The organism is Mesorhizobium sp. LEGMi-168a, assembly GCF_058312955.1.
Window position 1 is genome coordinate 1 of record NZ_JBZEGV010000039.1, and the last position, 21195, is coordinate 21195.

The 21195-nt window shown below is 64.1% G+C and carries 20 protein-coding genes and 1 pseudogene; 16 read left to right on the forward strand and 5 right to left on the reverse strand.

Annotation, left to right across the window (positions count from 1 at the left end; translation table 11 throughout):
• Positions 1-512: formate--tetrahydrofolate ligase (locus AC4FWB_RS30820; protein WP_491029997.1), on the forward strand; the 512-nt coding region annotated here is incomplete at its 5' end.
• 260 nt (positions 513-772) lie between these two features.
• Here AC4FWB_RS30820 and AC4FWB_RS30825 read toward each other — a convergent pair.
• Positions 773-2146 carry a hypothetical protein gene (locus tag AC4FWB_RS30825; protein WP_491029998.1) on the reverse strand — a complete coding sequence of 458 codons (1374 nt, stop codon included), beginning with the start codon at positions 2144-2146 and terminating at the stop codon, positions 773-775.
• A gap of 606 nt (positions 2147-2752) precedes the next feature.
• Entirely contained in the window at positions 2753-3394 is a 642-nt protein-coding gene (locus AC4FWB_RS30830) for a cysteine hydrolase family protein (RefSeq protein WP_491029999.1), read from the reverse strand.
• 124 nt (positions 3395-3518) lie between these two features.
• Here AC4FWB_RS30830 and AC4FWB_RS30835 point away from each other — a divergent pair, with 124 nt between their 5' ends.
• Positions 3519-4517 (forward strand): helix-turn-helix domain-containing protein, encoded by a 999-nt coding sequence (locus AC4FWB_RS30835; protein ID WP_491030000.1) that lies wholly within the window; start codon positions 3519-3521, stop codon positions 4515-4517.
• Positions 4518-4546: 29 nt separating this feature from the next.
• On the opposite strand, the gene AC4FWB_RS30840 is transcribed toward AC4FWB_RS30835, so the two are convergent.
• Positions 4547-5101, reverse strand: coding sequence for a sugar O-acetyltransferase (locus AC4FWB_RS30840; RefSeq protein WP_491030001.1), 555 nt, complete (start codon positions 5099-5101; stop codon positions 4547-4549).
• A gap of 132 nt (positions 5102-5233) precedes the next feature.
• Between AC4FWB_RS30840 and AC4FWB_RS30845 the strand changes: the two genes are divergently transcribed.
• The 6 genes from AC4FWB_RS30845 to AC4FWB_RS30870 all read left to right on the forward strand — a co-directional run bounded on the left by AC4FWB_RS30845 (position 5234) and on the right by AC4FWB_RS30870 (position 12938).
• Positions 5234-5695: a DUF4126 domain-containing protein gene (locus AC4FWB_RS30845; protein WP_491030002.1), complete on the forward strand. Its 462-nt coding sequence runs from the start codon at positions 5234-5236 to the stop codon at positions 5693-5695.
• Positions 5692-7068 carry an FAD-containing oxidoreductase gene (locus tag AC4FWB_RS30850; RefSeq protein WP_491030003.1) on the forward strand — a complete coding sequence of 459 codons (1377 nt, stop codon included), beginning with the start codon at positions 5692-5694 and terminating at the stop codon, positions 7066-7068. The genes AC4FWB_RS30845 and AC4FWB_RS30850 overlap by 4 nt, the downstream gene beginning before the upstream one ends.
• Positions 7069-7185: 117 nt before the next feature.
• Positions 7186-8358 (forward strand): MFS transporter, encoded by a 1173-nt coding sequence (locus tag AC4FWB_RS30855; RefSeq protein WP_491030004.1) that lies wholly within the window; start codon positions 7186-7188, stop codon positions 8356-8358.
• Between the two features lie 134 nt (positions 8359-8492).
• The gene (locus AC4FWB_RS30860; protein ID WP_491030005.1) at positions 8493-9548 is read left to right on the forward strand and encodes a M14 family metallopeptidase; all 1056 of its coding nucleotides are present in this window, start codon (positions 8493-8495) and stop codon (positions 9546-9548) included.
• A 238-nt stretch (positions 9549-9786) separates the two neighbouring features.
• Positions 9787-11976, forward strand: a complete 2190-nt coding sequence (locus AC4FWB_RS30865) for an anthranilate synthase (protein WP_491030006.1) — start codon at positions 9787-9789, stop codon at positions 11974-11976.
• A 32-nt stretch (positions 11977-12008) separates the two neighbouring features.
• Positions 12009-12938 (forward strand): cation diffusion facilitator family transporter, encoded by a 930-nt coding sequence (locus AC4FWB_RS30870; RefSeq protein ID WP_491030007.1) that lies wholly within the window; start codon positions 12009-12011, stop codon positions 12936-12938.
• Between the two features lie 81 nt (positions 12939-13019).
• Here AC4FWB_RS30870 and AC4FWB_RS30875 read toward each other — a convergent pair whose 3' ends face one another.
• Complete coding sequence (locus tag AC4FWB_RS30875) at positions 13020-14102, reverse strand: hypothetical protein (protein WP_491030008.1); 1083 nt, start codon at positions 14100-14102, stop codon at positions 13020-13022.
• A gap of 163 nt (positions 14103-14265) precedes the next feature.
• Here AC4FWB_RS30875 and AC4FWB_RS30880 point away from each other — a divergent pair, with 163 nt between their 5' ends.
• From AC4FWB_RS30880 to AC4FWB_RS30890, 3 genes are all read left to right on the forward strand, one after another.
• A complete protein-coding gene (locus tag AC4FWB_RS30880) occupies positions 14266-14700 on the forward strand; it encodes a DsrE family protein (protein ID WP_491030009.1) in 435 nt (144 codons plus the stop codon).
• Between the two features lie 78 nt (positions 14701-14778).
• The gene (locus AC4FWB_RS30885) at positions 14779-15561 is read left to right on the forward strand and encodes an SDR family NAD(P)-dependent oxidoreductase (protein WP_491030040.1); all 783 of its coding nucleotides are present in this window, start codon (positions 14779-14781) and stop codon (positions 15559-15561) included.
• Positions 15562-15605: 44 nt separating this feature from the next.
• Positions 15606-15914, forward strand: a complete 309-nt coding sequence (locus AC4FWB_RS30890; RefSeq protein WP_491030010.1) for a putative quinol monooxygenase — start codon at positions 15606-15608, stop codon at positions 15912-15914.
• 108 nt (positions 15915-16022) lie between these two features.
• Here AC4FWB_RS30890 and AC4FWB_RS30895 read toward each other — a convergent pair.
• Positions 16023-16172: pseudogene (locus AC4FWB_RS30895) on the reverse strand (LuxR C-terminal-related transcriptional regulator); the annotation flags it as partial.
• 245 nt (positions 16173-16417) lie between these two features.
• Between AC4FWB_RS30895 and AC4FWB_RS30900 the strand changes: the two are divergent.
• From AC4FWB_RS30900 to AC4FWB_RS30920, 5 genes are all read left to right on the forward strand, one after another.
• Positions 16418-16981, forward strand: coding sequence for a TetR/AcrR family transcriptional regulator (locus AC4FWB_RS30900; RefSeq protein WP_491030011.1), 564 nt, complete (start codon positions 16418-16420; stop codon positions 16979-16981).
• 40 nt (positions 16982-17021) lie between these two features.
• Positions 17022-18341, forward strand: coding sequence for a nucleotide disphospho-sugar-binding domain-containing protein (locus AC4FWB_RS30905; protein ID WP_491030012.1), 1320 nt, complete (start codon positions 17022-17024; stop codon positions 18339-18341).
• Positions 18342-18400: 59 nt separating this feature from the next.
• Positions 18401-19246, forward strand: coding sequence for an arylamine N-acetyltransferase family protein (locus AC4FWB_RS30910; RefSeq protein ID WP_491030013.1), 846 nt, complete (start codon positions 18401-18403; stop codon positions 19244-19246).
• A 112-nt stretch (positions 19247-19358) separates the two neighbouring features.
• The gene (locus AC4FWB_RS30915) at positions 19359-20384 is read left to right on the forward strand and encodes a YadA C-terminal domain-containing protein (protein WP_491030014.1); all 1026 of its coding nucleotides are present in this window, start codon (positions 19359-19361) and stop codon (positions 20382-20384) included.
• Positions 20385-20448: 64 nt separating this feature from the next.
• The gene (locus AC4FWB_RS30920; protein ID WP_491030015.1) at positions 20449-21066 is read left to right on the forward strand and encodes a hypothetical protein; all 618 of its coding nucleotides are present in this window, start codon (positions 20449-20451) and stop codon (positions 21064-21066) included.
• The last annotated feature ends 129 nt before the right edge of the window (positions 21067-21195 follow it).

The window sequence follows — 21195 nt, forward strand, 5'->3', positions numbered from 1 at the left end:
CCGAGATCCAGGCGATGAAGGATTTCGTCGCCTCGATGGGTGCAGATGCAATCCTGTGCAAGCACTGGGCGCAAGGCTCTGCCGGCATCGAGGACCTGGCCCACAGGGTCGTCAAGCTTGCCGAATCCGGCGCCTCGCAGTTCTCGCCGCTCTACCCGGACGAGATGCCGCTGTTCGAGAAGGTCAACACCATCGTCAAGCGCATCTATCGCGGCGACGAGGCGATCGCCGATAAGTCGATCCGCGATCAGCTGCATGCCTGGGAGCAGGCCGGCTACGGCAACCTGCCGGTCTGCATGGCCAAGACCCAGTACTCCTTCTCGACCGACCCGAACCTGCGCGGCGCGCCGACCGGCCATACCGTGCCGGTGCGCGAGGTGAGGCTTGCGGCCGGTGCCGGCTTCGTCGTCATCATCTGCGGCGAGATCATGACCATGCCCGGCCTGCCCAAGGCGCCGTCGTCGGAAAAAATCTTCCTCAACGAGCAGGGCCAGATCGAAGGTCTGTTCTAGAGCAATTCCAGGAAAAGTGCGCAGCGGTTTTCCGTCCGGAATTGCGTCAAAACAAATACTTAGAGCGCATCGGCGTTTCTGTGAAACGATGAAGCGCTCTAAGCATCGTTCGAACGGAATGACCAAGGGCGCCGCCTCATCGCGGCGCCCTTTTTACTTCGACGACCTTCGTGATGCCGGCTACCGACTGCGATGGAAGCGCCTTAGCTTGAAGCAAGGATTGGCATCTCGCGCTGCCAATCCTTACGGCTCACCGATCGCTAATTCCCGCCGAATTTGCTGATTGCGTTCGTGGAGATGAAAACCAGACGGTCGAGCAGCGCAAAAAAGACGTCTATGCTGAACCCAACCACAAAGGCGAAGGTGAAGAGGCCGAAACCTACGGACTTGAACTCGCTGTTGCTGCCGAACGTCGGGCCCCAAAACCAGGCTAAGATCATTCCAGCCAGCGCGGCCAGCGCCATACGATGGGCTATGCGATAAACCGGCGGATTTGGCTGAGTCGTATCCAGAATAAGTCTCATATAGTAGATCATTGAGCCCAAGGCTGCATAAAGACACGGCAATATCCACACGGCGTAGGGATCGATGGCGTCTTTTATCCTCAGGGCCCACGAATCCACCGATGGCACCGTCATCGAGACATAGTTCAGCGAATACTTGCAGGCTTGATAGACAATCTTTCTCATGTCCATCCCAAGGACCTGAGAGTCGGAGGCTTGCATCGCAGGCTCAGCCGGAGAGGTTGCTTGCGTCGTGGCGCCGTCTACGCTTTTGCCGCCTTTGTTTTCCAGTTTCGCCGCCGGTTGAGCCCGACAAAAGAAGTTCATGGTGTCGTTTCCGGCAGGCGTTTGTTTGGCGGCCCCTGCATTGCCGGCACTGCCCGGCATTGTCTCAGATGAAGGCGGCCCCGCCGTGGTGACATCCGCGGTTTTGAATGCGCCGACAAAATTCCGGCCGCTCGCCATCGCCGTGCTGACGTAGGTTTCGAGCTTCAACACTCCCGGAAATGGCGAGGCTGACAAATTCTCGAAGTCGCCCACTCTTGTTTCCAGGGATTTCAGCTTGAAATTCAGATCGCGAAGTTCGTGCAGGGTCAGGTAGGATGATTCACGCGCCAGTTCGTCGATCGGCCTTTTTGCAGGGACCTTAGGGTCTTCCGGCTTTCCACCCAATTCAACGGGAAGGCTCGCGAGTTGCATCTGGTCCGGAGAGAACAAGTCATCCTGAGCTACAAGCAGCTGCCGCTCCAACTGGCCAAATCGGCGATCCGGTTGCTGTGCCGCCAAGGTTTGCACTTCCGAAAGCAAGGCGACACCCTTGTTGTACACCAGAGACAGGGATCCGACCAGAAACATGAGCAGCATTGAAAGAAAAATACAGGTATAGACCATACCTCGAGAGACGGGGTTGTCGTTAGCGCCCTTCAAGGATGACTGCGCCGCTTCTATTTCAGCTTTCAGGGCAATAACATCAGCGTGGTCAATCTTTCTTTGCTCAGCCGGAAGCGCTGCAACCTTTTCTTGCGCAGATATGAGTTTCTCGTTGCGCGACCTCCCCTTGCTTGCCGCCTCCGCGACAAGCCGGTCCGCTTCCAAGAGCAGATCCTCGACGGCTTGTGTCGTTTGCGCCAAGCGACCTCCTCAGCCAAGCCACCCAGGCACAAAGCCATAGGGACTAGGGCATCCACAGGGCGATCCAGGCGGGCCTGGAGGCTGCGCCCAACACCAGAAATTCGGAGTAAAACAGATTGTCCCTGGAGCGTGCGGGGGAACTTGAGCGAAAGCAGGCCGCGGCAGGACTGTCGCAACACAAACTAACGCTGCGGCCACCGCATTTCGTGCAACCCGCGCTTTCAATTGCTAGCCCCACAGCCTACCAATCGAACTTGAATTAAAGCTCAAATTTTATTTTGCGGCAAGACGACGGCGACGTCTGTGAAATACATCACTCTTTACATGGTTTCCATTTGCTTCAGCACAACGGCAAAAATTGTGATCGGCGCGGCGTTGTTTGAGCAGCGAGTTGCCCGAAAAGGAAATGCCGGGCACGATAAATCGCGATCGCTGGAAGCATCTCCATGGAAAAAGAGCGCCGCATCGCTGCGGCGCCTTTGTTGTGTCGGAGCAGTCCGGCCTAAAGCATGTCTCCCGAAAGTGGGACCGGTTTCGGGACAAAGACATGCGTAAAATCAAGACCTAAAAGCGCACGGCGCGAACCTGAAAGATCGCGACGCGCTTTTAGGCAGCGTTGCGCGCCAGCGCCCGCTGGTTCGACGCATAGATGGTGTCGCGCTCCGGCAGGGCACCGGTCTTCAGGCAATCGATCCATTCGGCGGTCTTCAGCACCGCCGCGAAACGCGACTGCAGCACGACGCTCACCACCCGATGGATGTCCTCGGCTGACGCATAGCCGGCGCTGTTGGCGTAGGGCACCGAGCCGCTGGCATCCGAGAGGAATTCGACGGCAAAGCCCATATGCACGGCGTGGATGATGGTCGACAGATCGCAATTATGCGTCATGTAGCCGACGACCGCGATCGTATCGATGTGGTTTGCGCGCAGCCAGCCCTCGAGGTCCGTGCCGGTGAAGGCGGAGGGCAGCGTCTTTTCGACATAGTGATCGCGGGCACGCCGGGCGATCTCGGGATGCAGCTCGCCGCCATGGCTGCCTTTGGCGAAGATCGGCGAGGTTTCGGGCGCCATCTGCCTGACGACGACGATCTTGATGCCGGCTGCGGCCGCGGCGTCCATCGCCCGCGCCACATTGGCGACGCTGTCGGCGAAGGGCGGATGCTGGATGGCGAGGTTGCCGCCGTTGTAGTCGTTCTGGACATCGACGACGACGAGCGTGCGGCGCGGCTGGGTGGCTGGTGCTGACATAGCGGTTTTCCTTTCGACCGAGTTGATGGCGCAAAGCTAGGTCGAACATCCACACGCATAAAGTGGCCCGATTGACATTATTCGAAAGAATTGGGACACTCATCCCAACCCAATGGTGTCTGCCATGCGCGATCCGATTATCGCCGCCGTCGCTTTCGACGGCATCAGCCCGTTCCACCTTTCCGTTCCCTGCCTGGTGTTCGGCGCGGACCGCACGAAGCTTGGCCTGCCGCGCTTCGACTTCCGCGTCTGCGCGGCCGAACAAGGGCCTATTCATACCGATGCCGGTCTGACCATTTCGGTCCCGCACGATCTTTCGGCGCTTGACGACGCCGAAATCGTCATCGTCCCGAGCTGGAAGGATCTCGAGGCCCCTCTGGCCGCGCCGCTAAAGGATGCGCTCGAACGGGCGCATCAGCGCGGCGCCCTGATCGTGGGCCTCTGCCTCGGCACCTTCGCCATCGCCGCCGCCGGGCTGCTTGCCGGACGCAAGGCAACCACGCATTGGGCTTATACCGATCAGCTCCAGGCGCTTCACCCCGACATCGCGGTCGATGCCGACGTGCTCTATGTCGACGACGGCGACATCGTCACCTCCGCCGGCGTTGCCGCGGGACTCGACTGCTGCCTGCACATCGTGCGCGCCCGCTACGGCGCCGAGGCAGCGCTTCGGCTCGCCCGCCACGTCGTGCTCTCGCCGCACCGGCAAGGCGGACAGGCCCAGTTCATCGAACGTCCGCTCGCGCCGACGCCGAGCGTCGACAGGTTCGCCAAGGCTCTCGACGAAGTGCGGGCAACCCCCGGCGATGCCCACAGCCTGGACAGCGTCGCCGAAGCGGCAGGCCTTACCCGCCGCACCTTCACGCGCCGCTTCCAGAAGACGACCGGCACCAGCTTCGGCGACTGGCTGGCCGACCAGCGCGTGGCGCTGGCGCAGCGGCTGCTGGAACAGACGGACAAGTCGATGGATATGGTGGCCTTCGAGGCCGGCTTCGGCAGCGCCACCTCGCTGCGCCAGCATTTCGCGGCGCGGCTCAGGACCTCGCCCATGCAGTATCGGCGCGAATTCTCAAGAGCAATTCCGGGAAAGGTGCTGAGCCGGTTTCCGTCCGGAACTGCGTAAGAACAAGTGCTGGAGCGTTCAGGTCACTCTCAACGTCGTGTGACCGCCCGCGCCGGGTTGCCGACGACGGTCGCATTGGCCGGCACGTCGCGCGTCACCACCGCGCCGGCGCCGACGATGGCGCCTTCGCCGATGCTGACGCCGGCGAGGATCACCGCGCTGCCGCCGATCCAGGCGTTGTCGCCAATCGTCACCGGCTTGGCGATCTCCAAGCCGGCGCGTCGGCCGGCGGCTTCGCGGTGATGTTCGGCGCAATAGATCTGCACATTGGGCCCGAGCATCGTCCCCTTGCCGATGCGCACCGGCGCGGTATCGAGGACGGTGCAGCCGGCATTGATGAAGACGCCGTCGCCGAGGAACAGGTTGAAGCCGTAAGCGCAGTGGAATGGCGCCTCGATGCGCGCCCCCTCGCCCGCGCCGCCGAGCAGTACGCGCAGGGCCGGGCCGATGTCGCCGCGCTGCCGGGGCGGCATGCCGTTATGCTGGAAAACGGCATCGCGCGCGGCAACGCGCAGCGCTTCCAGCTCCGGATCGATGCAGGTGTACCATTCGCCCGCCGCCATCTTCATGCGCTCGCTTGTCATGACCGCTCCTCCGATGCCGCCTGCTGCCAAAACACAATCCGTCCTGAGTCGAAAGCCCATGGCCAAACACCCGGTCTATGCTAGCCTGCCATGTCGGGATCGTGCGAGGTCCCGATTTTGAGGGGGTCAATCATGCTTTACTTGTTTGCATTGCTGATCGGCGTCATTGCCGGCCTGCGGGCCATGACCGCGCCCGCGGCCGTCGCTTGGGGTTCTTATCTCGGCTGGCTGCCGGTTGCCGGCACTTGGGCCAGTTTCATGGGCCATTGGGCAGCGGTTGGCATATTCACCATCCTGGCGATCATCGAGCTCGTCACCGACCAGTTGCCGTCGACGCCGAGCCGCAAGGTGCCACAGCAATTCGGCGCCCGCATCATTATGGGAGCCTTCACCGGCGCAGTGATCGGCGCGACCGCCGGCGCTACCATCGGCGGCCTGATCGCCGGCGCGATCGGCGCGGTCATCGGCACGCTGGGCGGCGCCGAAGCGCGTGGCCGGCTGGCTGCCGCCTTCGGCAAGGATCCGCCGGCCGCCTTCATCGAGGACGCGGTCGCGATCATCGGCGGCCTGCTCATCGTGGCGGCCGTGGCATGACGGCGAAGCGCTTCGACGCCATCGTCATCGGCGCCGGCCAGGCCGGCCCTCCGCTCGCCGGCCGGCTCGATGCCGCCGGCATGAGCGTGGCGCTGATCGAGCGCAAATTCGTCGGCGGCACCTGCGTCAACACCGGCTGCATGCCGACCAAGACAATGGTGGCGAGCGCCTATGCCGCGCATCTTGCCCGCCGCGCCGCCGACTATGGCGTGGCGCTCTCCGGTCCCGTCGGCGTCGATTACATGAAGATCAAGGCGCGCAAGGACAAGGTCACGAACGACGCGCGCGGCAATCTCGAAGGCTGGATCGCCGGGATGAAGGGCTGCACGCTTTATCGCGGCCATGCCCGTTTCGAAACCGCCGACACCGTGCGCGTCGGCGACGATCTGCTGACCGCGCCAAAGATCTTCCTCAACACCGGCGGCCGCGCCTCCGTGCCCGACCTGCCCGGCGTCCATGACATCCCGTATCTCACCAACTCCTCGATGATGGACCTCGATGTGCTGCCCAGCCATCTCGTCGTCGTCGGCGGCAGTTACATCTCGCTCGAATTCGCGCAGATGTTCCGCCGCTTCGGCTCCGAGGTCACAGTGATCGAGAAAGCGCCTCGGCTGACCGGCCGCGAGGACGAGGATACCTCGGCCGCGATCCAGTCGATTCTCGAAAACGAAGACATCGCCGTCCATGTCGGCGCCGACGACATCGGCTTTGCCAGGAAGGGCAACGAGATTGCCGTGACCTTCTCCGCAGGCAAGCCGCCGGCCGTCGGCTCGCATGTGCTGCTCGCGCTTGGGCGCGTCCCCAACACCGACGATCTCGGCCTCGACAAGGCCGGCGTCGCGGTCGACCAGCGCGGCTACATCGTCGTCGACGACCAGCTGCGTACCAGCGTGCCCGGCATCTGGGCGATGGGCGACTGCAACGGCAGGGGCGCCTTCACCCACACCTCCTACAACGACTACGAGATCGTCGCCGCCAATCTGCTCGACGACGATCCGCGCAAGGTGAGCGACCGCATCGAGGCCTATGCGCTCTACATCGATCCGCCGCTCGGCCGCTGCGGCATGACCGAGGCGGCGGTGAAAAAGTCGGGCCGCCGCGCGCTGGTCGGCCAGCGGCCGATGACCCGTGTCGGCCGCGCCGTCGAAAAGGGCGAGACGCAAGGCTTCATGAAGATTCTGGCCGATGCCGACACCGGCGAGATCCTTGGCTGCTCGGTGCTCGGGCCGGGTGGCGACGAGGCGATCCACTGCGTGCTCGACCTCATGTATGCCAAGGCGCCGATCTCGACGCTCGCGCGCGCCATGCACATCCACCCCAATGTCTCGGAGCTTCTGCCGACGATTGCCCAGGAGCTGAAACCTCTGACCTAGGCGCTTAAAAGGGGCGCCCTCCTATTTCTGCAATGCAGCATTGCAACAATGGCGATTGCACGCCAGTCGCATTCGCCCTCAGTCTGGCGACTTGAACCGATTCAGTCCGGACCTCCCATGCCGCTGCCGATCCTAGCGCTTGCCATTGCATCCTTCTGCATCGGCACCACAGAATTCGTCATCATGGGCCTGCTGCCGGAGGTCGCCGCCGACCTCAATGTCTCGATCCCTTCGGCCGGCCTGCTGGTCACCGGCTATGCGCTGGGCGTCGTCTTCGGCGCGCCGATCGTCGCCATGGCCACCGCCCGCCTGCCGCGCAAGCCAGTGCTGGTCGGCCTCGCCACGCTGTTCGTCATCGGCAATCTGTTCTGCGCGCTTGCGCCCAACTACTGGCTGCTGATGGCGGCGCGCGTCTTCACCGCTTTCGGCCACGGCGCCTTCTTCGGCATCGGCTCGGTCGTTGCCGCGGGCTTGGTGCCGCGCAACAAGCGCGCGAGCGCCATCGCCTTGATGTTCGCCGGCCTGACGCTCTCCAACATCCTCGGCGTTCCCGCCGGCACCGCGCTCGGCGAGGCCTTCGGCTGGCGCGCCACCTTCCTCGCCGTCGTCGGCATCGGACTGATCTCGGTCGCGGCCATCGCCTGGCTGGTGCCTTCGGATGTCGCGGAACCCAGCGGCGGCGGCCTGCTCGGCGAGCTGCGCGTGCTGGGCAAATTGCAGGTCTGGCTCGCGATGCTGATCGCCTCGCTCGCTTCCGCCAGCCTGTTCGCGGTCTTCACCTACATCAAGCCTTATCTCACCGAGGTCTCCGGCCTGTCGACGGCGACCGTCACCTGGGTGCTGTTGCTCTTCGGCGCCGGCATGACCATCGGCAACATCATCGGCGGCCGACTTGCCGACTGGAAGCTGATGCCGACGGTGATCGGCACGCTGCTCGCCATGGCCTTGCTGTTCGTCGTCTTCGCCAAGCTCGGCGCGATTGCCGCGGTCGCCATTGTCATCGTCTTCCTGTGGGGCATGCTGATCTTCATCGTCGTGCCGCCGCTGCAGATCCGTGTCGTCGAGGCGGCTTCCGAAGGACCGAACCTTGCCGCCACGCTCAACCAGGGCGCCTTCAATGTCGGCAATGCCGGCGGCGCCTGGATCGGCGGCCTCGCCATTTCCTTCGGCATATCCTACGCCAACCTGCCGCTGGTGGGCGCCGCGCTGGCGCTGCTCGCCGTCACCGTTGCGGTGCTTTCGCGGGCGCTCGACCGCCGCGCCGTGCCGCAGCCGCAGCCGGCCGAATAAGGCTCGGCGTCTTCGCCGTAGCAAGGCTCGGCGTCTTCGCCGTCGCCGCTCTGCCCCGACAGCCCGGCCCGGCTGGACCACTCGACAGTCCTGCCGCAAACATGCATGTCTGGCCTCTCCATCGGAGGCACCTTATGCAAAAGACAATCGAGCGCATCGCCGGCGACAGCGAGGGCGTCGCCTACGAATTCCCGGTCTTTCGCTTCGAGGGCGCCGACAAGGCGGCTCCGACCGCCTATCTCCAGGCCGCCCTGCATGCCGGCGAATTGCCGGGCGTCGTCGCCATCGACGCGCTGATGCCGATGCTGGCCAAGGCTGAGGCCGAGGGCCGCATCAAGGGCGCCATCACCGTCGTGCCGTGGGCCAACCCGATCGGCCGGGCGCAGTATCATTTCGGCGAGCATCAGGGCCGCTTCAATCTCGGCACCCGCACCAATTTCAACCGCAGCTTTCCGCTGCTTGCCGCGCCGGACGCCAAGCTCTTGCCGGACGTCAGCCTCGGCGGCGCCGACCGCCGGCTGAAGAACCGGCTCGTCGAGCTCTCGCTCGGCCAAAATATCGTGCTCGATCTGCACTGCGACGACGAAGGTCTCGCCTATCTCTACATCCACACCAGCCTGTGGCCGTATATGGCCGACTGCGCGGCGGCCATGGGCGTCGACGCCGTGTTGCTGTGGAGCGAGGACAGCAGCGGCACCTTCGAGGGCGCCTCGATCCTGCCCTATCAGAACGTCCCGGCGAGTGTCGCGCGCTTCGACCGGCGCGTCGCCACCACGGTCGAATATCGCGGCATGCTCGATGTCGACGGCGCGCTCGCCGAGGCCGATGCCGAAGGCCTCTATCGGCTGCTCGTCGCACGTGGCGTCATTCAGGATCGGTCAGTATCCAAGCCCGGCAACTTCACCGGGGCCGTCGTGCCGATCGAGAACATCGACATGATGCCTTCGCCCAAGGCTGGCGCGATCCTCTACCACGTCGAGCCGGGCGACCGCGTCGCCAAGGACGACAGGCTCGCCACGATCGTCCATGCCCCAGGCGAAGCCGGCGGCCGCACCGAGGTGTTTTCGCCGCAGGCCGGACTCATCCTGACCCGGCGCTCACGCCGTATCATCCGCGCCGGCGAGGATCTGCTGAAGCTGGCAGGCGACAAGCGAAGCGGCGACGCGCGCTCCGGCACGCTGGAGGACTGAGGGCGTCCGCTTTCACCATCTGCGCTAAATCCAGTTGCGTAGGTCTCCATTCGCCGCTATGGGAGTCGCCATGAACATGCGTTCGAACAAGACCGTTTGGTGGTGGGCTCGCTGACAGCGGCCGATTCGAACGCGCGTGCGTAAAGAGAGGGTGGCCGCAACGGAATGTCCGGGCGGCCATTTGTTTTTTTTCAAGCCATTCCCGGGTCCGTTGCCCAAAACGCTGATGGAGACGGCAATGACGACTAAAGTTCTGGACAACGGGGCCGAGCGCTTCATCACCGCGGGCGGGGTGACGATCACCCGCGAACGCCATGACCAGCCCTACGAAGGCGCCATCGACGCCTATGTCGAAGGGCTCAATTCTCGCCGCGGCGCGGTGTTTTCCTCGAACTACGAGTATCCGGGCCGCTACACGCGCTGGGACACCGCCATCATCGATCCGCCGCTGGTGATCTCGGCGCGCGGCCGCGCCGTGCGCATCGAGGCGCTGAACGCCCGTGGCGAAGCGCTGTTGCCGATGATCGGCAAGACGCTCGCAGCGTTGAGCGAGGTGACGATCGCCGAGGCCTCGAAGAAGCTCATTCGCCTCGATGTCGCCAAGCCCGGCCGCGTCTTCACCGAGGAGGAGCGCAGCCGCGTTCCGTCCGTTTTCACGGTGCTGCGCGCCATTACCGGTTTGTTCAAGACCGCCGAAGACGCCAATCTCGGCCTTTACGGCGCCTTCGGCTACGACCTCGCCTTCCAGTTCGACCCTGTCGACTACAAGCTCGAGCGCAAGCAAAGCCAGCGCGACCTGGTGCTCTTCCTGCCCGACGAGATCCTGGTCGTCGACCACTATTCGACCAAGGCGTGGACCGACCGTTACGACTATTCCGGAGAAGGCTTCTCGACCGAAGGCCTGCCCCGCGACGCCCATGTCGAGCCCTTCAAGACCACCGACCGCATCCCGCCGCGCGGCGACCATGAGCCGGGCGAATACGCGAACCTGGTGCGCCGGGCGATGGAAAGCTTCAAGCGCGGCGACCTGTTCGAGGTGGTGCCCGGCCAGATGTTCTACGAGCGCTGCGAGACCCAGCCCTCCGACATCTCCCGCAAGCTGAAGTCGATCAATCCCTCCCCCTATTCCTTCTTCATCAATCTCGGCGAAAACGAATATCTGATCGGCGCCTCGCCGGAGATGTTCGTGCGCGTCAACGGCCGCCGCGTCGAGACCTGCCCGATCTCCGGCACGATCAAGCGCGGCGACGACGCCATCTCCGATAGCGAGCAGATCCTCAAGCTGCTCAATTCCAAGAAAGATGAATCCGAGCTCACCATGTGCTCGGACGTCGACCGCAACGACAAGTCGCGCGTCTGCGAGCCGGGCTCGGTGCGCGTCATCGGCCGCCGCCAGATCGAGATGTATTCGCGCCTGATCCACACCGTCGACCACATCGAGGGGCGGCTGCGCGAGGGCATGGACGCCTTCGACGCCTTCCTGTCGCATGCCTGGGCGGTCACCGTCACCGGAGCGCCGAAGCTCTGGGCCATGCGCTTCATCGAGCAGAACGAGAAGAGCCCACGCGCCTGGTATGGCGGCGCGATCGGCATGGTCAACTTCAACGGCGACATGAACACCGGGCTGACGCTGCGCACCATCCGCATCAAGGACGGCATCGCCGAAGTGCGCGCCGGCGCGACGCTGCTCTTCGACAGCGTTCCCGAGGAAGAAGAAGCCGAAACCGAACTGAAGGCATCCGCCATGCTCTCCGCCATCCGCGACGCCAAGACCGGCAACGCCGCAGGCACCGAACGCACCACCGCGCGCGTCGGCGACGGCGTCAACATCCTGCTCGTCGACCACGAGGACTCCTTCGTCCACACGCTGGCCAACTACTTCCGCCAGACCGGCGCCAATGTCTCCACCGTGCGCACGCCTGTGCCGGAAGAGGTGTTCGAGCGGCTGAAGCCCGATCTCGTCGTGCTGTCCCCCGGACCCGGCACGCCGAAGGACTTCGACTGCGCCGCCACCATCAAGAAGGCCCGCGCTCGCGATCTGCCCATCTTCGGCGTCTGCCTTGGGCTGCAGGCGCTGGCCGAAGCCTATGGCGGCGAGCTCCGGCAACTGCATATCCCGATGCACGGCAAACCGTCGCGCATCCGCGTCTCGAAGCCCGGCATCATCTTCTCAGGGCTGCCGAAGGAAGTGACGGTTGGCCGCTACCACTCGATCTTCGCCGACCCGGTGCGCCTGCCCGATGGCTTCGTCGTCACCGCCGAGACCGAAGACGGCGTCATCATGGCCTTCGAGCATCGCAAGGAACCGATCGCGGCGGTGCAGTTCCACCCGGAATCGATCATGACGCTCGGCCACAACGCCGGCATGCGCATCATCGAGAACATCGTTGCGCATCTGCCGCGCAAGGCCAAGGAGAAGGCCGCCTAGAGCGGCGCGCTGGAATGAATGCGGCGACTACGATGACGACAGCGGAAACAAAGGCGGCAGCCAGGCAAAAGGTCGCCGCCCTTGCTTTCTGGTCGATCGTCGTCGCCGGCGTCGTGCTCGTCCTCAAGCTTGCCGCCTGGTACATCACCGGCTCCGTCGCGCTTTATTCCGATGCGCTGGAATCGATCGTCAACGTGATTGCGTCGGCCGCCGCCTACTGGGCGATCCAGGTCAGCTACAAGCCAGCCGACCAGGACCATCCCTTCGGCCATCACAAGGCCGAGTATTTCTCGGCCGTTCTCGAAGGTGTGCTGATCGTCGTCGCGGCACTCCTGATCCTCAACGAGGTGTGGCAATCCTGGCAGCATCCTGCCCCGCTCGAGCAGCCTTGGGAGGGTCTTGCGGTCAACGGCGTGGCGACGGTCATCAACGCCTTCTGGGCCTGGATGCTAATCCGCACCGGCCAAAGTGCGAAGTCGCCCGCGCTCGTTGCCGACGGTAAGCACATCATGACCGACGTGGTGACGTCCGTCGGCGTGTTCGGCGGCCTCGTCGGCGCGGTGCTTACCGGCTGGCAGATCCTCGACCCCGCGCTTGCCGTGATCGTCGCGCTCAACATCCTGTGGCAGGGCTGGCATGTCATCGGCTCGTCAATGAGCGGACTGATGGACCGCGGCGTCGACACCCAGGAGCACATGCAGATCCGCGACATCATCTCGGCCAATTCCAAGGGCGCGCTGGAGGTGCATGACCTGAAAACCCGCATTGCCGGGCGCGCGACCTTCATCGAATTCCACCTTGTCGTCGACGCCGACATGACGGTCGGCGCCAGCCATGTCATTTGCGACCGCATCGAGGATGCGCTGAAAGCCGAGATCCCCTCGGTGCGCGTCACCATCCATGTCGAGCCGGACGACGAGGCAAAGCTGCCGAAAGGCACCACGGCGGTGCCTTTCGCGTAACGACCGCCAACGTCGTCATCCCTGAGCGAAGCAGGAGCGAAGCTCCGTGGCGCAGACCATAGGATGACGAAGCTCCAGGCCTCACGGGGTGCAGGCCGACTGCGGCATTGGATTCAGCCTATAGATCTTGTCGTCGGATTTGGTCTTGCCCGCGGCCGCCTTCGAGCAAAGATCGACGATGGCAAGCGCGCTGTTGGGGTTGGCCAGCATCATTGTGCCGCTGGCACCGCGCTTGAGGAAAATCTCCTTCTGCGAAATGTCGCAGGAAAAATCGCTCATCTTCGAGCTGGCCGAGCAGCGCCACTGATCGGCCTCGCCCTGACAGGAGTAGGTCTGCGTGACCTTGGCGCCCTTCTGCCTGGTCGTCACCGAGACGGCGATATCGGCGCCGTCGGGCCAGTTGGCGGTATCGCCGCCGGCGGCGAAGGAGGCGAGCTCGATCGGGCCGCGGAAGACGCGGATCGACTGCGTCACCTGGTCGGGATGCGATTTCAAATGCGCGTCATCGTAGTCGCGGCCGTAGCAGAAAGCCTGGTCCGGCTTCAGCCGCTCGCGCAGCGGGGCGCCAAGCGCCGGATCGATCGGATCGATGCGCGCGAATTCCGCCTTGCAGGTCGCGGCCGGCATCGGGTCGAGACGGAAATTGTCGTCTTCGCTGCCCAGCGCCTGCTCGTTGTACTTCGCCTTGCCGAGATCCTCCTCCGCGCCGGCGTCGAGATACACGTCAGGCTGCACGTTGGAGAGGATCAGCCGGCCCTTGTCGTCGACCTTGAGCGAGGCGAGCGTGCGGTCGCATTCCATGCCGCAACGGATGCCGCTCGCCTTGTCGCTGGGATCCTCCTTGTTGCACCAGCCAGCCGCCCAATCCGGCTTCTTGGCGCCGCGCACCGTGGTGGTGAGGAAGCCGTTATAGGCGGAGTCGCCGAGCGTGCTCGGCTCCTCGTTCGGCCGGCTGACCGGATCATGGCCGTAGTGGAAGAAGATGCGCGCCACCTTCTGGTGCGAATGCGCCTTGAGGTGCGTGGCATCGTAGACACGGCCGAAACAGGCATCGGCGCCGTTGGGGCTGAGTTCGGGAAGCTTGGGCAAGTCATCGGCGCGCGCCGCGCCGGCAAGAGCGAGGGAAGCGCCAAGCACCGCGCCCGCCAGGGTCCTCGACGTCATGTGTTCCCTCCTCGCACCGACCGGACTGTGATTTATGCTAGTCTAGGCGCAATTCCAGGAAAAGTGTGTAGCGGTTTTCCGTCCGGAATTGCGTAAAGACAACGGGTTGGCAAAGCTCGAGCCACGCAAAATTGCGCGAGCCGGCGGATGAAGGAGGGATGCGATGCTGCGCCGTGACATTTTCCGCGCCGGTCTTGCCGGAGCGGCCGGCCTTTTCGGTCTGCGCCGGGCGAGCGCCGCCACGGGCGAGGAAGGGCTGAAGGTCGCCTATCATCTCAGCGACGCCGACAAGGTCAATTTCGTCCTCGGCAACATCAAGAACCACTATGAGGGCACCGGCGGCGATGTCGAGATCGTGCTGGTCGTGCACGGTCCGGCCCTCGCCGCCTTCAAGACAAAGAGCGCTTCCGGCGCGACGTCAAGCCGCTTTGCCGGCCTCGTCCAGCAGGGGCTCGTTCCGCAGGCCTGCGGCAACACATTGCGCGGCATGGACATCACGCTTGCCGATCTGCTCGCCGGCTTCCAGGTCGCCGACAAGGGCGGCGTCGTCAAGCTCGCGGAACTGCAGCGCCAGGGCTATGTCTATCTCCGGCCGTGATCGCGCCCCCGGTTTCGCCTTTGACCTGAACGCCTGGCCGGCGAGCGGCTACCAATTGCCAGCGCAAATCCCGGAGGTATCGACGTGCCCAACACACTTCTCATCCCAGACCTTGCCGGCAAGGCAGTGCTGGTCACCGGTGCCTCGACCGGGATCGGCGCCGCGCTCGCCCTCGCCTATGCCGAGCAGCAATGTCGTGTCGCGCTGCATTACAATTCGAGTCGGGAAGCCGCCGAGGGCCTCGCCAAAACCATCCGTGACGGCGGCGGCGAGGTGTTCCTGACCCAGGGTGATTTTTCGGTTGCCGCCGACGTCGAGCGTGTGGTCGAAGAGAGTGCGCAACATTTCGGCCGGCTAGACGGGCTGGTCAACAATGCCGGCGGCATGCTCGGCCGCGTTGCCTATGCCGAGCAGACCGAAGCGCACTACGACGCGGTGATGGACCTCAACGCCCGCTCGGTGCTGACCGCCTCGCGCAAGGCGATTCCATGGCTGAAGCGCCAGGGCGGCTTCATCATCAACACCACCTCGATCGCCGCCCGCAACGGCGCCGGCGGCGGCGCCGGCCTTTACGGCTCATCCAAGGCCTTCGTCTCCAATGTGACGCGCGGCATGGCAAAAGAACTGATCGGCTTCGGCATCCGCGTCAACGCCGTGGCGCCCGGCACCATCCTGACTCCGTTCCACGAGCGCTATTCGAGCGCCGAGCAGATGAAAGCCATGGTTGCCACCATACCGCAGGGCCGCGCCGGCACGGCGCAGGATTGCGTCGGCGCGTATCTGTTCCTGTCCTCAGAGCTCTTGAGCGGCTACATCATCGGCCAGGTGATCGAGGTCAATGGCGGCCAGTTGATGCCGTGAGCCGAGACCGGCATACTCGGGCGGCATACAACCTGGAGGAAAGCATGTTCGGACTGATCGGCAAGATGCGGGCGGCACGCGGCCAGCGCGACGCGGTCATGGACGTGCTGCGCGAAAGCACCGCCGCGCTCCCCGGTTGCCTGAGCTACATCATCGCCACCGATCCCGTCGACGCCGATGCGATCTGGGTCACAGAAGTGTGGACCGACCAGGCAAGCCACAAGGCCTCGCTGCAACTTCCGGAAGTCCAGGCGGCCATCGCCAAGGCGCGTCCCTTCATTGCCGGCTTCGAATTCCAGGTCGAGACCCATCCGGTCGGCGGCTTCGGCCTGCCGTCGCAAGAGGCCGGTTAGTCAGGTAACTTCCGCAGGAAATTGCTTTGCATTACCCCCGCCCGAGCACACCCACGGTCGGCATGGGTGAGCATTGCATCGCCTACTTCATAGGGCGGCCAAGGACCATTACGACCTGACAATCGTCGCGGTCTGCATAGCTACGCGGATGAGGTCGGCCTGTCGCGCCACGCCGGTTTTGGCGAAGATATTGTCGAGATGCGTGCGCGCGGTGCTTCGCGCGACCCCGAGCGCGTCCGCCACTTGTTGCAACGTCTGCCCCCGCGAGCAGACCGGTCAGGACACGCGTTTCCATAGAGGCCGTAAGGGCTTAGTGGCGTTAGCGGGCAACAGGCCACACAAGGTCGCAGGGGCGGTTCTTCCTGCAATCACGCAGAGCACAGCCCAACGTTGAAACTCCGCGCGTCGCCAACCCCGTTGACATTCTCCAATTTCGCGTTACGTTGTGTAACACGAAATTGGAGAGGAGGGGCGACGCTATATCTCCGCGAGCTTATCGCCAGTTGGCGCGCGCCAACGCGGTTCAGGATACCGAGCAGCAGATCGTCGACGCCTTGACCGCGCTCCTCGCAGAGCGCTGGTTCGACGAGATTACTCTCGACGACATCGCCGCAACGGCCGGCACCACTCGCCAAACCGTGATACGGCGTTTCGGCAGCAAGACCGGCGTGCTCAGCGCCATGGCGTCCCGGATGGATGTCTCGATCCGGGCCCAGCGTTGGAGCATGCCCACACAAAGCGTGGCCGATATCGTCGCGCTCCTGATGGACGATTATGAACGCACCGGTGACATCATCGTGCGGACGCTCGGGCAGGAAGCCCGCATTCCAGAGTTCGCCGCCGTCCTCGATCAGGGGCGCAAAGGTCATCGTCAGTGGATCGAAGACATGTTCAGGGCCTGGCTCGACAAGCTCGACGGCCAGGCCCGCGGGGATCGGTTCGCGCAGTTGTTGGCCCAGACCGATGTTTGGATCTGGCATCTGCTGCGTCGGGCGCAAGGACATACGGCGGCGGAGACACACCGGCTCATGACGCAGGCGATCGAGCGCCTGCTGCGTGAGGATTAGGACGAACCGATCCGGTCTCCATCGGGAGAGGACCAAGGCAATGGCAAAGACGACGGATGGGGCGCCGCATCTGCGCATCCTGGCGGTCTGCTGGGAAGGCGGCGGCAACGTGCCGCCGACGCTCGGGGCCGTGCGAGCGCTCGCCGGCCGAGGCCACGACGTGCGCCTTATCGCCGACGACACGATGAGAGCGGAGGCGATCGAGGCGGGAGCTCGATTCCTGCCATGGAAGCGAGCGCCGAACCGTCCTGATCGCTCACCCGAAAGCTGCTTCGTGCGCGATTGGGAGACCGCCGATCCCGTGGCCGGCTTCCAAAGAGCGTGCGAACGGGTCTTCGTCGGACCGGCGCAATCCTATGCCGAGGATATTCTCGAAGCGCTGGCAACGGAGCCGTCCGATATCCTTCTCGGCTCGGATATGTTGTTCGGCAGCATGCTCGCGGGCGAAATTGCGAAGGTTCCGACGGCCCTGCTCGCAAGCAACGTCTCGCTCTGGCCTCTCCCCGGACATCCGCCGTTCGGTCCGGGCTTTCAGCCGACCCGGTCGGCGGCTGACAGAGCGCGCGACGCCGAGGTTTCGGCGATGGCCGAGCAATTGTGGGACGGCTTCCTGCCTGGCCTCAACGCCGCCCGTGCTCATTTCGGCCTCGCGCCGCTGGCCCATGTCCGGGAACAGCCCTTGAGCGCCGGACGCCATCTCCTCGCCACCAGCAGCAGCTTCGACTTTCCCACCGAGCGCCTGCCGGACCGCGTGCGCTATGTGGGGCCGCTGCTGGAAATGCCGAGCTGGGCCCACGAGCGCTGGACGAGCCCGCCAGCGCGCGAGGTACGGCCACTCGTCCTGGTATCGTTCAGCACCACCAATCAGGGGCAAGCCGATGTGCTCCAGCGGGTGATATCCGGTTTGGCTGGGGAGCCGGTCGAGGTGGTCGTCACCCTCGGCAAAGCACTCGAGGGGCTTCGCCTTCGCTCGTCGGCGAATGTCACAATTCTTCCCGGTGCGGCGCATGACGAAATCCTGACCAAAGCCCGTGCCGTCGTCACCCATGGCGGGCACGGCACGATCATGCGATCGCTGAGCCACGGCGTCCCCCTCGTCGTTCTGCCGATGGGGCGCGATCAGAACGACAACGCCGCGCGCGTGGACTATCACGGTGCGGGCCTGCGCCTCGATCCTTCAGTACTCCCGCAAATGCTCGGCGAGGCCGTGCGGCGCGTCCTTTCCGAGCCGAGCTTCGCCGAGCGGGCGTCGGCACTTGGGCGTGCTATCGCCGAGGAAGGACCGGGGCCTGCGCGGCTCGTCGCGGAAATCGAGGACTTCGTGCTGGGATCTTCCCAAAAAGCCCTGTCCGCCGCGTGATTGGCACCTGCTGATCGCGGCGGAAACCTCGGATACGGCCCATCGAAAGGAACCGAAGGATGACGCGCACCTCTTCAGGCGAAAGTGAAATGACCCTGACGTCCGGCCAGTTGGACACCTATCTCGCAAGGATCGGGGTCGGCCGACCGGTTTCTCTGGACGTCGACAGCCTGTCGAAACTTCACCGCGCCCATCTGATGGCATTCACCTGGGAGGCGCTGGATGCTTTCATGGGATGGCCGTCCTCAATCGCCCCGGCCGCCGCCTTCGCCAAAATGGTGGAGGGCAAGCGCGGCGGCTGGTGCTACGAGATGAACGGTCTGTTCGGCGCGGCGCTCGCAGCGCTCGGCTTTCGCGTGACCCGCCTGTGCGGTGGCGTCAATCGTGAAACGCTGGGCGACATCGTCATCGGCAACCATCTGACCCTGCGTGTCGATCTCGACCGCCCATATCTTGCCGAGGTCGGCGTGGCGGACGGCATCGTCGAACCTGTGCCGCTTGCCGTCGGGCCGTTCAGCCAGCGCGGATTCGATTTTTCGATCGTGCCGACGGACGACGGCTGGCTGCGCTTCAACAACCACTCGAATGGCCTCGCGCCCAGTTTCGATTTCCGGCCCGATCACAGCGACGAGGCCGCCATGGCCGCCACGTTTGGCTGGCTGACGCAGGATCCCGGCTCGCCGTTCACAAACGCGCTGGCGATGCTGCGGCATACCACGGACGGCTACATCGCCCTGCAAAATGATTGCCTGCGTCGTGTGACGGCAGACAGCATCAGCGAACAACTAATCACGAGCGCGGATCATCTCGCCGACACGTTCGAAACGGTCTTCGACGTCGATGTTCCCGAGTCCGCAATCGCCTGGGAAAAAATCCAGTCGGTCAGTCGCGACAAGGCGGCCTGAAATTGAGCCTGTCGGACGAATCCGATGCGTCAGCGGTTCGCTCTTGAGATTAGCGGACGGACAAAGAGGGGCCGGCGCCCGAAGATTTGGCGATACTGCACTTGAGGGGATCATGGATTCGATTTGGAATGTTTTCGAGAGTCATTCAGACCGTGGCGTTGGCGTGCCGTTCTTGCTGCTATTTCTACTTCTCCTGATGGCTTTTTCGGGGACAGTGCCAGCTTCGGCACAAGTCTCCTTCGGCGGAGACGCCGGCGACACGGAAAACACGGTGTGTAGCTATGCCAGTGAGATCGGCACCACAATGAACGATGATTGCTCGGGTTCCGACGTCTCATTCATGCCCGCGCCGTTTATCCAAGTTGGCCCCACAGGAAGCCAGATTAACCTGGACGCAAACACGGGTGAGGCTACCTTTGGCGCGAAGGCGACGTTTAACGCCAATGTGCAAGTCAATGGGCTGATCCAGGCCGACCAGGCGACGATCAATCAGGGCACGTTTGGCGGCAGCCTAAGCGCTGCCTCCGGCGCCACCGTCAATATGAACGGCAACCGCATCCAGAATGTCGGCACGCCGACGGCCGGAACGGATGCGGCCACAAAGGCTTATGTCGACAGTCTGGAAAGTAGCGGAGCGGCGAAGGACACGGAACAGGACGGCCGGCTCGACGGCGTTGAGGCCAAGAACGTCGAGCAGGACGGCCGGCTCGATGGCGTCGATGCCAAGAACGTCGAGCAGGACAACAGCCTGGCGGCGCATCAGGCCACGCTTGACACCCACACGCTCCAGATCACCGACCTTGACAGCCGGGTGACGACGAACACGCAGGACATCGCCAACCTCGACGGCCGCCTCACCGGTCTTGAAGCCAGCGTCGAGGGCGGATTCGCCAAGCTGGACGGGCGCATCGACAAGGCCTTCGAAGGCGCGGCAATGGCGATGGCGATGGCCGCGCCGGCGATGCCGTCCGACAAGAACTACGCCGTCTCCATCAACTGGGGCGGTTTCGAGGGACAGAACGCCTTCGCCGGCACCGCCCAGGCGCGCATCAGCGAGAGCTTCATGGTCCATGGCGGCGTAGGCCTCGGCTCGACCGGCACGGTGGGCGGCCGGGCCGGCCTGACCTACGCCTGGTGACTTGCGGCGGCCCGATGGCGCAATGCAACCGCCTGCCCGGACAGCCCGAAAGCCGAGCGGCCCGATGAAACCGATCCTGCCCCGCCTCCTGCTCGCGATGGCGCTGTCGCTGCCTATTGCTGTGGCGCAGCCGCTTCCGGCGACAGCCCAGCAAGAGAAGAAGACGCAACGCGCGGCGAAACCCACCGGACCGGACAAGCCGAGGCCCGCCAACATCGACAGGAACGGCGTGCTGATCCTGGTGCGGTCCGGGCTGCTGGCGGTCGACCAGGCCAACAAGACCGGCAACTACACCGTGCTGCGCGATCTCGGCTCGCCCGGCTTGCAGGCCAACACCGCCGCGCAACTGGCCGAGATATTTGCCAGCCAGCGCAAGCAGGGCACCGACCTCGCCGGCGTCGCCGTGTTGGAGCCCCAGCTGACCTTGCTGCCGCGGATCGAGCCCAACGGCATGTTGCACATGGCGGGTTTCTTCCCGTCCGTGCCCATGCGGCTGAACGTCGAGCTGCTTTTCGCTCCTGCCGACCACCAGTGGAAGCTCTTCGGCATCTCGGTCGATCTCGCCAACAACAGCCCTCAGGCACCGGATGCGCCTCAGGCTCCGGCCCCGGCAGCGGCGGCCGAAACGCCGGCCGCGCCTGCCGCCGCCATCATCACAAAGCAAAAAGGCGCCGCGAACTAAGAGCGGTTCAGCGTTTCATGGAATCGCCGAGCCACTCCATCTCTTTGTCCTGGCGCCAAGTCCCAACGGAAAACCGTTTCACACTTTTCCCGGAATTGCTCTAAGAGCCGTATATGGACTCCACGCCGG

Excerpts from the sequence above, each read along its gene's own strand:
- AC4FWB_RS30830 (WP_491029999.1), bottom strand. The coding sequence starts at position 3,394 with ATGTCAGCACCAGCCACCCAGCCGCGCCGCACGCTCGTCGTCGTCGAT.
- AC4FWB_RS30835 (WP_491030000.1), top strand. The coding sequence starts at position 3,519 with ATGCGCGATCCGATTATCGCCGCCGTCGCTTTCGACGGCATCAGCCCG.
- AC4FWB_RS30840 (WP_491030001.1), bottom strand. The coding sequence starts at position 5,101 with ATGACAAGCGAGCGCATGAAGATGGCGGCGGGCGAATGGTACACCTGC.
- AC4FWB_RS30845 (WP_491030002.1), top strand. The coding sequence starts at position 5,234 with ATGCTTTACTTGTTTGCATTGCTGATCGGCGTCATTGCCGGCCTGCGG.
- AC4FWB_RS30850 (WP_491030003.1), top strand. The coding sequence starts at position 5,692 with ATGACGGCGAAGCGCTTCGACGCCATCGTCATCGGCGCCGGCCAGGCC.
- AC4FWB_RS30855 (WP_491030004.1), top strand. The coding sequence starts at position 7,186 with ATGCCGCTGCCGATCCTAGCGCTTGCCATTGCATCCTTCTGCATCGGC.
- AC4FWB_RS30860 (WP_491030005.1), top strand. The coding sequence starts at position 8,493 with ATGCAAAAGACAATCGAGCGCATCGCCGGCGACAGCGAGGGCGTCGCC.
- AC4FWB_RS30865 (WP_491030006.1), top strand. The coding sequence starts at position 9,787 with ATGACGACTAAAGTTCTGGACAACGGGGCCGAGCGCTTCATCACCGCG.
- AC4FWB_RS30870 (WP_491030007.1), top strand. The coding sequence starts at position 12,009 with ATGACGACAGCGGAAACAAAGGCGGCAGCCAGGCAAAAGGTCGCCGCC.
- AC4FWB_RS30875 (WP_491030008.1), bottom strand. The coding sequence starts at position 14,102 with ATGACGTCGAGGACCCTGGCGGGCGCGGTGCTTGGCGCTTCCCTCGCT.
- AC4FWB_RS30880 (WP_491030009.1), top strand. The coding sequence starts at position 14,266 with ATGCTGCGCCGTGACATTTTCCGCGCCGGTCTTGCCGGAGCGGCCGGC.
- AC4FWB_RS30890 (WP_491030010.1), top strand. The coding sequence starts at position 15,606 with ATGTTCGGACTGATCGGCAAGATGCGGGCGGCACGCGGCCAGCGCGAC.
- AC4FWB_RS30905 (WP_491030012.1), top strand. The coding sequence starts at position 17,022 with ATGGCAAAGACGACGGATGGGGCGCCGCATCTGCGCATCCTGGCGGTC.
- AC4FWB_RS30910 (WP_491030013.1), top strand. The coding sequence starts at position 18,401 with ATGACGCGCACCTCTTCAGGCGAAAGTGAAATGACCCTGACGTCCGGC.
- AC4FWB_RS30915 (WP_491030014.1), top strand. The coding sequence starts at position 19,359 with ATGGATTCGATTTGGAATGTTTTCGAGAGTCATTCAGACCGTGGCGTT.
- AC4FWB_RS30920 (WP_491030015.1), top strand. The coding sequence starts at position 20,449 with ATGAAACCGATCCTGCCCCGCCTCCTGCTCGCGATGGCGCTGTCGCTG.